Here is a 12,575-nt window from a genome sequence, read left to right as displayed (position 1 = left end):
CCGGAGAAACCCTCCCGGGACGGCGGGACGCGCGGGCTCGGACTCGCGCTCGTCAAACAGGTGTGCGAGAGCAGAGGAGTTAACCTCAGCCTGCCAGGCCCGTCAAGGACCCTCCCGCGGCGGACGCGGCGGCGTTGCGTGCCCTAAAATCGGGCTGTGGTAGCCGATACCGAGTTGCGTGAACTGGCAGCGCCGGCGTTCACGCACGCCGTCCCCGCGCTGCTCCGGGTGTACGAGGCCGCCATGCGCCCGCCGCCCGAGCAACTTCCGGGCCGTGCCTCCGTCATGAACAGCCACGCCTACTACCCCGGTTTCCGCGCCGTGGTCGCACTCCGCGAGGGGCACCCCGTGGGCTTCGCCTACGGCTTCCACGGCGTGCGGGGGCAGTGGTGGCACGACACGGTCACCGAGGGGCTGCACGCCGGCGGACGGGCCCGCCACGTGCGCCGCTACCTCGCCGACCCCCTGGAGATCGCCGAGGTGCACGTCCACCCCGAGGCACAGAACCAGGGCGTGGGCCGGGCCGTGCTCCACGCCCTGTGCGAGGGGCGTGGCGAGCGCACCGCCGTCCTGTCCACGCGGACGGGACCGTCGGCGGCGCGCCACCTCTACCGCTCGTGCGGGTTCACCGAACTGCTGGAGGACTTCTCCTTCCCCGGCAGCCCCGACCAGCCCTTCACGATCATGGCCGCGCGTCTGCCCCTGAAGGGCCCCGGCGACCCGCGACCTCACGGAAGATCTCCCTGGTGGCCGTGGCCCGGTTCGAGGTGATGAAGTGGATGCCCGGCGCCCCCTCGTCGAGGAGCCGCTCGCACATGCGCTGGGCGTACTCGATGCCGAAGGCGCGCACCGCCTCGGTGTCGTCGCCGAAGGCCTCGAACCGCTCCGCCAGCGCACGCGGGAACGGGGCACCGGAGAGCTTCTCCGAGCGCGGGATGAAGGACGTGCGGACCACCGGGAACACCTCGGGGATGATCGGCACGTCGCATCCCCTCGCCGCCACCCGGTCGCGCAGGCGCAGGTAGTCCTCGGGATCGAAGAACATCTGGGTGATGGCGTAGTCGGCGCCCGCCTCGCACTTGCGCACGAAGTGGTCGGTGTCGGTCTCCACGTCGGCCGAGCGCGGGTGCTTGTACGGGAACGCGGCCACGCCCACGCAGAAGTCGCCGCTGTCCCTGAGGAGGCGGACCAGTTCCTCGGTGTAGGTCAGCCCCTGGGGATGGCTGACCCACTCGCCGTCGGGGTCGCCGGGCGGGTCCCCCCGCACGGCGAGCATGTTGCAGACCCCCGCGTCGGAGAGGCGCCCGATGAGGTGGCGCAGCTCGGCGACGGAGTGGTCGACGAGCGTCATGTGCGCCACCGGCATCAGCGTGGTGTCGGTGGCGATGCGTTCGGTCGTCTCCACGGTCAGCCCGCGCGTGCTGCCGCCCGCGCCGTAGGTGACCGAGACGAAGGACGGGCCGAGTGCCTCGATCTCCCGGATCGCGCGCCACAGCCGCTCCTGCGACTGGGGAGTGCGCGGTGGGAAGAACTCGAAGGAGAACATCGGCTCGCCCGCGTTGAGGAGTTCGCGGATATGACGCGGCCTGGGGGCCGGGCCTCGGGGCGCCACGGGGCGTGTCGGTGCTGCCAGCATGCACACCAGCTTAGGCGAACCGCACTCACGGAACGGGAGCGGCATCCCACTGTGTGGGATCAGGAGACCGACCCCACAGGCCCCGGGGCTCCCCGTGCGGCGGCCGGGACCACCGGCCCGGGCGGCGTCGCCCGGCACCGCCGGGCGGAGACCGCCGGGTCCGCCGAACCGGGGTGAGGAAGCTCCGGCCAGCCGATAACGTGCAGGACATGGCCCCTTCCTCTTCTTCCACTTCCGCACCCTCTTCGTCCGTTTTCGTGGTCCGCCCCGCGGTGGACCGCGAGCTGGCCGGGTTCGGCGCCGCGCACCGCGAGCTCGTCCTGGGGATCGGCGAGGAGCTGGCTCCCGCCATGGACGCCCTGGAGGCGATGCTCTCCGGCGGCAAGCGCCTGCGCCCGACCTTCTGCTACTGGGGATGGCGTGGTGCCGGGGGCTCCGCCGACGACGAGCGGGTGGTCCGGGCGGCCGCCTCCCTGGAGTACCTCCAGGCGTGCGCGCTCATCCACGACGACGTGATCGACAACAGCGACACCCGGCGCGGGCTGCCCGCCACCCACAAGCGGCTGGCCGCGCTGCACGCCGACCAGGGCTGGGGCGGCGACGGCGACGGGTTCGGCCGGGGGGCGGCGATCCTGATCGGCGACCTGTGCCTGGTCTGGTCCGACGAGATGTACCAGGCCAGCGGGTTCCCCCCGGAGGTACTGCAGGAGGGGCGGCGCCCCTTCGACGCGATGCGCACGGAGGTGATGGCCGGGCAGTACCTGGACACCCTGGAGCAGGTGCGCAGTACGAGCACCCGCGAGGCCGCCCTGCGCGTGATGCGGTACAAGGCCGCCAAGTACACGGTGGAGCGCCCGCTGCACCTGGGGGCGTCGCTGGCGGGCCGCTACGAGGAGCTGGCGGGGGTGTACACCGACTACGGCATCCCGCTGGGCGTGGCCTTCCAACTGCGCGACGACGTCCTCGGCGTGTTCGGCGACCCGTCCACCACGGGCAAACCGGCGGGCGACGACCTGCGCGAGGGCAAGCGGACGCTGATCGTCGCCGAGACGCTGGCCCGCACCGGCACCGCCGACGCCGCGCACTTCACCTCCCTGTTGGGGAACCCGGACCTGTCGGCGGACGCGGTCGAGTGGATGTGCGGGCTGATCGAGGGCTCGGGAGCACTGCGCGCGTGCGAGGAGCTCATCGAGGAGTACGCCGGGCAGGCCGTCGCCGCCCTGGAGAGCCCCGAGCTCGACGCCGGCGCCCGTGAGCCGCTGCGGACCCTGGTGGTCGCGGCGACCGCCCGCACCCACTGAGTCTGACCCCTTAGGGGGGATCCAGGGGTTTTCCCACCACGAAAGTACGTTGTGCCCGGCTTCGTCCTCCGGTTGAATCGTCAGGAGATATATCGCGACCGGAAGGCCCCCATGTCTCAGCACACCGCCCCACGCGGTCCGGCGGGCGCGGGCGAGCGTGCGCTCGCCCCTGACCTGGCTCGCGGGTTCATGCTCCTGTTCATCGCGCTCGCCAACACCGTCTGGTACCTGTGGGCCGTTCCCATGGGCAGCATGAGTGCGCACCCGGAGCCGGAGGGCGCGCCGGACTCGGTGGCGCAGTTCTTCACGATCATGGCGGTGGACGGGCGCAGCTACCCGATGTTCGCGTTCCTGTTCGGCTACGGCATGGTGCAGCTCGCCCGGCGGCAGGAGGCCGCGGGCACCGCCGTGAAGGACGTCGACGCGCTGCTGCGCCGCCGCAACCTGTGGCTGCTCGTGTTCGGCTTCGTACACGCGCTGCTGCTGTGGATGGGCGACGTCCTGGGCGCCTACGGACTGGTCGGCCTGTTCCTGGGCTGGCTGTTCCTCCGCCGCAGGGACACCACGCTGCTGGTGTGGGCCGGGGTGGTGACCGGACTCATGGTGCTGCTGTCGGCGGCCAGCCTGGTCGGCCTGGCGCTCATGCCCGCGGACCAGCCGGCGATGTCGGGGTCGGTCATGGACGACATGGCCTTCAACATCGGCGACCCCTCCCTCCTGGGCGCCGTGATCGGGCGCGTGTCGGTGTGGCCCCTCATCGTGCTCGGGCAGGGGCTGCTCGGCCTGGTCGTGCCCATGGCGATCCTGCTCGGCTACTGGGCGGCGCGCCGCCGGGTCCTGGAGGAGCCGGGGCGCCACCTGGTCCTGCTCCGCCGGACCGCCGTCGCCGGCATCTCCCTGGGCTGGCTGGGCGGCCTCCCGTCCGCGCTCGCCCAGGTCGGGGTGTGGGACCTGTCCGCCGCCCAGAGCGGCATGCTCGCCCTGCCCCACATGGTGACCGGTCTGGCCTGCGGCGTCGGCTACGTGGCGTTGATCGCCCTGTTCTCTCACCGGCTCCAGGCGGGGGACCGCGAGCCGGGCGTGGTGGTGACCGCGCTGAGCGCGACCGGCAAGCGGTCGCTGTCGGCCTACCTCGCCCAGTCGGTCCTGTGCGCGCCGGTCCTGGCCGCCTGGGGCCTGGGCGTGGGGGCGTACCTGTCGCCGTGGTCGATGTTCCTGTTCGCGGTCGGGGTGTGGCTGACGACAGTGGTCGGCGCGTACGCGCTGGAGCGCACGGGCAGGCGCGGTCCGGCCGAGGTGCTGCTGCGCCGCCTGGCCTACCGGCGGACCGGCTGGGAATTCGCGGGAGGAGTGCCGGCCCCGGACGCGCGGACAGCGTCTCCGGAGGCCCCGGAGGCCCTCTCGGAGGGTCTCGGCGGAGGGCCTCTCACGGGGCCCGGCGAGGCAAAGGGCCAAGAGCGCACCACCCCCTGACCCGAAGGCTCAAAAAGGCGCGCGCCGATGAGTGCCCGGCACGTCCTCGTACCTCAGGATGGGGTGTCATGGGCGACGATCACATGACAAACCACACCATAGGTGTGACCGGGGCGACCGGGGCGCTGGGCGGGCGGGTCGCCGCCCGGATCGCACGGCTGGGACTGGCGCAGCGCCTCATCGTGCGCGACCTCAACCGGGCACCGGAGTACCCGGGCAGCAGCGCGGCGATGGCGGCCTACGAGGACGCTCCGGGCTTCGAGCGGGCCTGCCGGGGGGTGGACACGCTGTTCCTGGTCTCGGCGACCGAGTCGGAGGACCGGATGGAGGTCCACCTGAGCGCGGTGGACGGGGCGGTGCGCGCGGGGGTGGCCCGGATCGTCTACCTGTCCTTCCTGCGGGCGGGGCCGGCCGCGACGTTCACGTTCGCGCGTACGCACTTCCACACCGAGGCCCACATCAGGTCGACGGGTGTGCGGTACACGTTCCTGAGACCCAGCCTGTACCTGGACCTGCTGCCCTCCTGGGTGGGCGACGACGGCGTGGTACGCGGACCTGCCGGGGACGGCAGGGTCGCGTGGGTGTCCCGGGACGACGTGGCGGACGTGGCGACGGCCGTGCTGACCGATCCGGCGACCGCGCTCGCCTCGGAGAACACGACCTACGACGTCACCGGGCCGGAGGCCCTGTCCCTGGGGGCGACGGTGGACAAGCTGGGCACGCTCACCGGCCGCTCCGTCCGGTACGTCCCCGAGACCTGGGAGGAGGCGCTGGAGTCGCGCCGCACGAGCCGCGCCCCGGAGTGGGCGGTCCAGGGGTGGGCGTCGTCGTACGCGGCCATCGCCGCAGGGGAACTCGACGAGGTCGCGCCGACGGTGCCGAAGCTGACCGGGCACCCGGCCCAGTCCATCGAGGGCTTCCTCCGGCGCCATCCGAGCGCCCTGTCGCACGTCGCCGTCTGATCCCGCCCGTCCCGCCACCGCCGTGCCCCGGGCACGGCGGTTCCGCCATGCCTTCGAAGGGGCTCCGACCCACGACTTGACCTAAATATTGATTGAGGTACCAGGCTGTGGGGTGTCGGTGCAAAAGCACGGCGGCACAGCGAGGAGACACGGCATGCGTGCGGTACGGGTGGACGGGTTCGGCGGTCCGGAGGTCCTGGTGGCCCGGGAGGTTCCCGAGCCCGAGGCGGGCCCCGGCCAGGTCCTGGTGGAGGTGGCGGCGGCCAACGTGATGTACCTGGACACGCTGGTACGCGGCGGGTGGGGGCTGGACTACTTCCCCGTCGAGCCCCCCTACGTCCCCGGCGCCGGGGTGGCCGGGACGGTGGTCCGGACGGGCGAGGGGGTGGACCCGGCCCGGGTCGGCGCGGTGGTCGTCACCGACACGGGCCGGGCCGACCCGGAGGGCGGGGTGCCCGTGCCCCCCTTCGGCGGGTACGCGCAGAGAGTCGCCGTCCCGGCCTCGGGGCTGGTCGACGTGCCCGAGGGCCTGGACCCGAAGCAGGCCCTGGCCCTCCTGCACGACGGACCGACCGCCCTGTCGCTGCGGCACAGCGGCGGCTTCGGGCCCGGCAGGTGGGTACTCGTACTGGCGGCGGCGGGAGGGGCGGGCAGCCTGGCCGTCCAGCTGGCCCGCGCGGCCGGGGCCCGGGTCGTGGGAGCCGCCCACGGGCCGGAGAAGCTCGCGTTCGCCCGTGGGCTGGGAGCGGAGGCGACCGTGGACTACTCCGTGCCCGGGTGGGTGGAACGGGTGCGCGAGGCCACCGGGGGCCGGGGGGTCGACGTGGTCCTGGACGGCAGCGGCGGCGACCTCGGGGAGGCGGCGTTCGGCGCCTTGGCCGACGGAGGGCGCTTCCTCGGCTACGGCTCCGCGGGCGGACGCTTCTCGCAGGTCGACGCGGAGGAGGCCGAACGCCGCGGGATCACGGTGTTGGGCCTCTTCGACCTGGAGTCCGAGGAGGACGGGGAGCCGAACGGGGCCGTACACCAGATCCTGGAGCTGGCCCGCAGCGGGCAGGTGGCGCCGCATGTGGGGCTGACCGTGCCCCTGGAGCGGGCCGAGGAGGCCCACAGGGCCCTGGAGGAGCGCCGGGTCCTGGGCAAGGTCCTCCTCGTGCCGTGAGGCCGGGGCGCGCGCACCTGCCCCCTCAGCCCCCGCTGCGGGCGGTCAGGCGCTCCCGCAGCGCGGCCGCTGCCGCGCACGGGTCCTCGGCCTCGGTGATGGCGCGCACGACCACCACCCGGCGGGCCCCCGCCTCCAGCACCGCGTCGATGTTGGTCGCGTCGATCCCCCCGATGGCGAACCACGGGCGGTCCGTGCCCAGGGCGGCGGCCCTCTCCACCAGGGACAACCCCGCGGCCGGGCGGCCCGGCTTGGTGGGGGTGGCCCAGGTGGGGCCGACGCAGAAGTAGTCGCTCCCGGCCTCCTCCGCGGAGGAGGCCGCGGCGGCGGCGTCGTTGTTGGAGCGCCCGATGACCGGGTCCGCCCCGATGATGTCGCGGGCCATGGGCACCGGCAGGTCGCGCTGTCCCAGATGTAGGACGTCGGCGCGCACGGCACGGGCGATGTCGGCGCGGTCGTTCACCGCGAGGAGGGCTCCGTGCCGCTCACAGGCCTCCCGCATCACCTCCAGGGCCGCGATCTCCTCGCGGGCCTCCAGCCCCTTGTCCCGGAGCTGGATGATGTCCACTCCCCCGGCCAGGGCGGCGTCGGCGAACTCGGCGAGATCGCCGCGCCCGGTCCGAGCGTCGGTGCACAGGTACAGAAGGGACGCGTCCAGGCGCTTGCGCAGGCTGGTTCCGTGGCTGGTCCTCACCCCGCCCACCCTAGGCCCTCGCCCGGCGGCGCCTGGGGTCAGCCCGTCAGAAGGCCAGTCCCTGGGCGCGGCGGCGCACCTCGGTACCCCGGTTCTCGCGCATCGCCTGGATGGGCGAGCCCGGCAGGGTGTCGTCGGGGGTGAAGAGCCAGCGCAGGGCCTCCTCCGTGGAGAAGCCCGCGTCGGTCAGCAGCACCAGGGTGCCGGGCAGTCCCTTGACGATGTCGTCGCCGTCGATGAAGGCGGCGGGGACGGACAGCTGGCCTCCGCGGACCACACCCATCATGCGGTTCTCGCGGATCAGGGTCTTGATGCGGTTGGGACTCACGCCGAGCGGCGCGGCCGCCTCCTTGAGGGTCAGCCACTCGCCGACCAGCGTGTCGATGTCGATATCGCTTCGTGTCACCCCACCAATCTGCCACATCCGCGCGGGACCCCGGCACCTTCCGGGGCGGGCGGGGCCGTCCTCCGTGGAGATCCCCACCACTGCCGCCCGCCCCGGGAGGAGGTTCTAGAATGGGGACAGACCTCTACACATCCCGCGGGAGCCGGGTGGGACCCGGCTGAGAGGGAGGCTGCGAGCCTCCGACCGCACGAACCTGATCCGGGTCATGCCGGCGAAGGGAGTGGAACCAGCCCCGTGCGCGCACCGGACCGGCCCCGCCCGGGAACGATTCGTCCTACCGACGACGGTTCCGCGGCGCGGCAGGAACAGACCGTCGTCGTGGTCGGCGGCGGCCTCGTCGGCCGGGTCACCGCCTGGCGGGCCGCCCAGCAGGGCCTTCGCGTCACCCTGGTCGAACCCGACCCGGTGACCGACCCCGCCGGGGCCCGCGCCGCCTCCACCGTCGCGGCCGGCATGCTCACCCCCGCCACCGAGGCCGCGTTCGGCGAGGAACCCCTCATGGAGTTCGGTGTCCGCTCCGCGGGCATGTACGCCGGGTTCGTCGCAGAACTGGAGGAGGCGAGCGGGATCGGTGTGGGCTACCGCGCCACCGGAACGCTCCTGGTCGCCTTCGACCGCGACGACATGGCCGTCCTCACCGACCTGCACCGGCTCCAGGAACGCCTGGGCATCACCACCGAACGCCTCACGAGCCGCGGGTGCCGCCGCCTGGAGCCCATGCTGGCCCCGTCGGTGCGCGGCGGGGTACTCGCCCCCGACGACCACTCCGTGGACCCCCGGCTCCTGCTGCGCGCCCTGGCCGTCGCGGGCGGGCGCGCGGGCGTCACGGAGATCGCCCAGAGGGCCGAGGAGATCCTGGACCCCGGCCCCGACCGCGCCCGGCTGGGCGTGCGCCTGGCCGAGGGCCGGGTCCTGCCCGCCCACCAGGTCGTCCTGGCCGCCGGGTGCTGGGGCGACCGCGTCGCGGTACCCGAACCGGTGGTGCCGCCGCTGCGCCCGGTCAAGGGCCAGCTCCTGCGCGCCCGCATGCCCGCCGGTGAGGCGCCCCTCGTCAACCGCACGGTCCGGGGCCTGGTGCGGGGCTTCACGACCTACCTGGTGCCGCGCGCCGACGGCGAGGTGGTCATCGGTGCCACCCAGGAGGAGCTGGGGTACGACACCTCGCTCACCGCCGGAGGGCTCTGGCAGGTCCTGAGGGACGCGCGGGAGCTCGTCCCGGGGGTGACCGAGCTGGAGGTCACCGAGACGTGTGTGGGCCTGCGCCCGGGCTCGCCCGACAACGAACCCCTTCTGGGGCCGACCCGGGTCCCCGGCCTGCACCTGGCCGCGGGGCACTTCCGGCACGGGGTCCTGCTGACCCCGGTCACCGGCGAGGTCATGGCGCGCGCCCTCACGACCGGCGCCCTGCCGGAGTACGCGCGCAGGTTCGCCGCGGACCGGGCGACCGGGAACGCGCACATGACGACGTGGGAGTAGGAGAGGCAGTGGAACTGATCATCAACGGCGACCTCCGCGAGTTCGCCGACGGCACCACCGTGGAGGCGGTCGTCCGCGACCTGACCGCACCCGGCGGCGGCACGATCCCCGGCGGCATCGCCGTGGCCGTCAACGACGAGGTGGTGCGCCGGACCGCGTGGGCGGCCGGTGCGCTGGACGCGGGCGACCGCGTGGACGTCCTCACCGCCGTTCAGGGAGGCTGAGCATGACCGGACACGGAGACGGGCAGGTCGAGGACCCGCTGGTGATCGCCGGGACCGCCTTCGGATCCCGGTTGATCACCGGCACCGGCGGGGCACCGTCCCTGGACGTTTTGGAGGACGCCCTGGTGACCTCCGGGACGGAGCTGACCACCGTGGCGATGCGCCGGGTCTCCCCCGGTTCCCAGGGGTCGGTGTGGGACGTCCTGACCCGCAACAGGATCCGCGCGCTGCCCAACACCGCCGGCTGCTTCACGGCTGCCGACGCGGTGCGCACCGCACGTCTGGGGCGCGAGGCCCTGGGCACCGACTGGGTGAAGTTGGAGGTCGTGGCGGACGAGCACACGCTGCTGCCCGACCCGGTGGAGCTGCTGGACGCCGCCGAACAGCTGGTGGACGAGGGTTTCACCGTCCTGCCCTACACCAATGACGACCCGGTGCTGGCCCGGCGCCTGGAGCAGCTGGGGTGCGCGGCGGTGATGCCGCTGGCCGCGCCGATCGGGTCCGGCCTGGGGATCCGCAACCCGCACAACCTGGAGCTGATCGTGGAGGGGGCGGGGGTCCCCGTGATCGTGGACGCGGGGATCGGTACCGCCAGCGACGCCGCCCTGGCGATGGAGCTGGGCTGCGACGCGGTCCTGCTGGCCACGGCCGTGACCCGCGCGCAGGACCCCGTGCGCATGGCCGCCGCGATGCGCGACGCCGTCCGGGCGGGCAGGAACGCCCGCCTGGCGGGACGCATCCCGGTGCGTCGACACGCCCTCGCCTCGTCTCCCGCAGTGGAGTAGGGCGCCCCCGCGGGTACGGGGGGCGCGCTTTCCGTTCGACGGTGACCGACTCCACCCGCGGGGGGTGCGGCCGTGCGGCCCCCGACGCGGGAAGGCCGCGGGGTCGGGCGGTCCCGGGTCCCGGCCCGGGAGGTCCGCGGGCGTCCGTCGGCGAGGTTCCGGGGCGTCCTTCCCTGGACGTTTGGTGCCGTCCCCTACCGTGGGATGGGTGTGCGGCCCGACGGAGGGCACCGTACGCTCGCCGAAGACCCAGGCGCGAACGCCCGCCACCGAGGGCGGTGGGGCGCGACGCGACCGCGAACCGCGGGGCAGACCTGGTGTGGGCTTCCGCTATCGTGTCGGTTCGACACCCGGTGCCGGGTACGCGCCACCAACCGCGACAGCCCGCGCTTCCCGCAGCAAGGACACTACTCCGCCGTGGACATGACGACTTCCGACCCGCTCGTAGGCGCGACCCTCGACCGACGCTACTTCGTCGAGTCCAGGATCGCCGGAGGCGGGATGGCGACCGTCTACGTCGCCCACGACCTGAGACTGGACCGTCGTCTGGCGTTGAAGGTGATGCACCCGTCGCTGGCACAGGACCCCACCTTCGTCCAGCGCTTCATCAACGAGGCCCACTCCGTCGCCAAGCTCTCCCACCCCAACGTCGTTCAGGTCTTCGACCAGGGGGAGGACCAGGGGCACGTGTTCCTGGCGATGGAGTACGTGCCCGGCCGCACCCTGCGCGACCTGCTCAAGGCCCGCGGCCGCCTGACCCCGCGCGAGACCCTGAACGTCATGGCGTCGGTCCTGGCCGCGCTCGGCGCCGCCCACCAGGCCGGCATGGTCCACCGCGACGTCAAACCGGAGAACGTCCTCCTCACCGAGGACGGTCGGGTCAAGGTCGCCGACTTCGGTCTGGCGCGCGCCGTGGAGCAGTCCAACCAGGGCCTCACCCGTACCGGCACCCTTATGGGTACCGCCGCCTACCTGGCGCCGGAGCAGATCGAGAAGGGCGTCGCCGACGCCCGCAGCGACGTGTACGCGGCGGGCATCATGTTCTACGAACTGCTGACCGGCGGCCAGCCGCACACCGGCGAGACGCCCATCGCGATCGCCTACCAGCATGTCAACGAGGACGTGCCGCGGCCCTCGCACTTCCTGCCGGGGCTTCCGCCCGCGGTGGACGCACTGGTCACCAAGGCAACGGAGCGCGACCCCCGCTACCGTCCGAGCAACGCGGGACAGTACCTCGCCAAGGTGCTGGAGGTCCTCCACCGGCTGCCGGCCTCGCCGTCCGGCGGTGAGGCGCCCCTCGCCCCCCTCGCCCCCGTCGTCCCGTCCGCCGCGACGGCCTCCGTCACCGCTCCCCAGCTCATCGCGGGCGGGGCCGGTCCGGGCACCGAGAACGCGACCATGGTCGTGGACATGAACAGCGGGGGCCTGCGGGGCGACGACTACGACGATGACGACGAGTACGACGACTACCGTGGCGGGGGCGGCGACCGGCGGCGCCGCAAGCTGCTGATCGGTGTCGGCGCCGTGGTCCTGGCCCTGGTGGTACTCCTCGCCGGTTGGTGGTTCCTGGTCGGACGGTTCGAGAACGTTCCGGACGTGGTGGGGTCGAGCCCCGAGACGGCGCGCGAGGCCATCCTCGACGAGGGCCTGGTCTACACGCTCTCCGACGAGCCCGTCTACAGCGAGGCCGAGCCGGGCAGCGTCGGGCGGACCGAGCCCGAGTCCGGCGAGCGCCTGTCCCCCGGGGACGAGGTGACCGTGTACGTCTCCCAGGGCCCGCAGAACGTGACCATGCCCGACCTGAGGGGCGAGGACTCCGCGAACGCCCTCGCGGCGATGGAGGACCTCGGGTTCTCCGCGGACAACCTCGAACAGGTGGACGTCGACGACGAGGACGTCCCTCCGGGCGAGGTGATCTCCACCGACCCGGAGGCCGGTGCGGAGGCCGACCGGGAGGGCACCGTCACGATCACCGTCAGCCGCAGCATCTCCGTCCCGGCCGTGGTCGGCGAGGAGCAGTCCGCCGCCACCACGACCCTGGAGGACCTGGGCCTCACCGTCGTGGTGGTCGAGGAGGAGAGCGAGGACGTCGACGAGGGCCGGGTGATCCGGCAGAGCCCGGACAACGGTGCCAGCGTGGGCGCCAACGGCGAGGTCACCCTGACCGTCTCGACCGGCCCCCCCGGCGTCACGATCCCCGACGTGGTCGGCATGCCGGTGCGTGAGGCCAAGAAGGAACTGGAGGAGGCCGGGTTCGACGTGAAGGTCGAGCGGATCCTCGGCGGCAGGGCGGTGTCGCACCAGTCGCACACGGGCAAGGCGCCGGAGGGCACGGAGATCACGATCACCGCGACCCCGGGCGGGATCGACTTCGGAGACTTCGACGAGGACGACTGACGTCTGCGTGCGCCCGGCGCTGCGGGCGTGCGGGAGGTGAGGGGCGTGCGGGCCGGGGA

At 73.3% G+C, this 12,575-nt stretch carries 12 protein-coding genes and 1 riboswitch; of the genes, 9 read left to right on the top strand and 3 right to left on the bottom strand.

Features of this window, described 5'->3' with window-relative positions; translation table 11 throughout:
- Positions 1–156 precede the first annotated feature (156 nt).
- The gene (locus ACFWTE_RS28030) at positions 157–771 is read left to right on the top strand and encodes a GNAT family N-acetyltransferase (RefSeq protein ID WP_378782920.1); all 615 of its coding nucleotides are present in this window, start codon (positions 157–159) and stop codon (positions 769–771) included.
- On the opposite strand, the gene metF is transcribed toward ACFWTE_RS28030, so the two are convergent.
- Positions 683–1,612, bottom strand: a complete 930-nt coding sequence (gene metF, locus ACFWTE_RS28025; protein ID WP_378782922.1) for a methylenetetrahydrofolate reductase [NAD(P)H] — start codon at positions 1,610–1,612, stop codon at positions 683–685. The genes ACFWTE_RS28030 and metF overlap by 89 nt on opposite strands.
- Before the next feature lie 233 nt (positions 1,613–1,845).
- Between metF and ACFWTE_RS28020 the strand changes: the two genes are divergently transcribed.
- The 4 genes from ACFWTE_RS28020 (at position 1,846) to ACFWTE_RS28005 (ending at position 6,534) form a co-directional block, all read left to right on the top strand.
- Complete coding sequence (locus ACFWTE_RS28020; protein ID WP_378782919.1) at positions 1,846–2,937, top strand: polyprenyl synthetase family protein; 1,092 nt, start codon at positions 1,846–1,848, stop codon at positions 2,935–2,937.
- A gap of 111 nt (positions 2,938–3,048) precedes the next feature.
- Entirely contained in the window at positions 3,049–4,410 is a 1,362-nt protein-coding gene (locus tag ACFWTE_RS28015) for a DUF418 domain-containing protein (protein ID WP_378782918.1), read from the top strand.
- A gap of 68 nt (positions 4,411–4,478) precedes the next feature.
- Complete coding sequence (locus ACFWTE_RS28010; protein ID WP_378782917.1) at positions 4,479–5,372, top strand: SDR family oxidoreductase; 894 nt, start codon at positions 4,479–4,481, stop codon at positions 5,370–5,372.
- Positions 5,373–5,526: 154 nt separating this feature from the next.
- Positions 5,527–6,534: a zinc-binding dehydrogenase gene (locus tag ACFWTE_RS28005; RefSeq protein WP_378782916.1), complete on the top strand. Its 1,008-nt coding sequence runs from the start codon at positions 5,527–5,529 to the stop codon at positions 6,532–6,534.
- Between the two features lie 25 nt (positions 6,535–6,559).
- On the opposite strand, the gene thiE is transcribed toward ACFWTE_RS28005, so the two are convergent.
- Positions 6,560–7,228, bottom strand: coding sequence for a thiamine phosphate synthase (gene thiE / locus ACFWTE_RS28000; RefSeq protein ID WP_378782915.1), 669 nt, complete (start codon positions 7,226–7,228; stop codon positions 6,560–6,562).
- 46 nt (positions 7,229–7,274) lie between these two features.
- On the bottom strand, positions 7,275–7,652 hold the full coding sequence (locus ACFWTE_RS27995; protein ID WP_378782914.1) for an Rv2175c family DNA-binding protein: 378 nt from the start codon (positions 7,650–7,652) through the stop codon (positions 7,275–7,277).
- A 107-nt stretch (positions 7,653–7,759) separates the two neighbouring features.
- Positions 7,760–7,872: riboswitch (TPP riboswitch) on the top strand.
- Positions 7,873–7,901: 29 nt separating this feature from the next.
- Between ACFWTE_RS27995 and thiO the strand changes: the two genes are divergently transcribed.
- From thiO to pknB, 4 genes are all read left to right on the top strand, one after another.
- Positions 7,902–9,110 (top strand): glycine oxidase ThiO, encoded by a 1,209-nt coding sequence (thiO, locus tag ACFWTE_RS27990; protein WP_378782921.1) that lies wholly within the window; start codon positions 7,902–7,904, stop codon positions 9,108–9,110.
- Between the two features lie 8 nt (positions 9,111–9,118).
- On the top strand, positions 9,119–9,334 hold the full coding sequence (gene thiS / locus ACFWTE_RS27985) for a sulfur carrier protein ThiS (RefSeq protein ID WP_378782913.1): 216 nt from the start codon (positions 9,119–9,121) through the stop codon (positions 9,332–9,334).
- A gap of 2 nt (positions 9,335–9,336) precedes the next feature.
- Positions 9,337–10,119 carry a thiazole synthase gene (locus ACFWTE_RS27980; RefSeq protein WP_378782912.1) on the top strand — a complete coding sequence of 261 codons (783 nt, stop codon included), beginning with the start codon at positions 9,337–9,339 and terminating at the stop codon, positions 10,117–10,119.
- 417 nt (positions 10,120–10,536) lie between these two features.
- A complete protein-coding gene (pknB, locus tag ACFWTE_RS27975; protein WP_378782911.1) occupies positions 10,537–12,516 on the top strand; it encodes a Stk1 family PASTA domain-containing Ser/Thr kinase in 1,980 nt (659 codons plus the stop codon).
- Positions 12,517–12,575 lie beyond the last annotated feature (59 nt).

Origin of the sequence: Nocardiopsis sp. NPDC058631 (assembly GCF_042716955.1) — a bacterium.
Lineage (GTDB): Bacteria > Actinomycetota > Actinomycetes > Streptosporangiales > Streptosporangiaceae > Nocardiopsis.
Note: the sequence above shows the minus strand (reverse complement) of the source record. Positions and strands in the feature narration are given on the sequence as shown.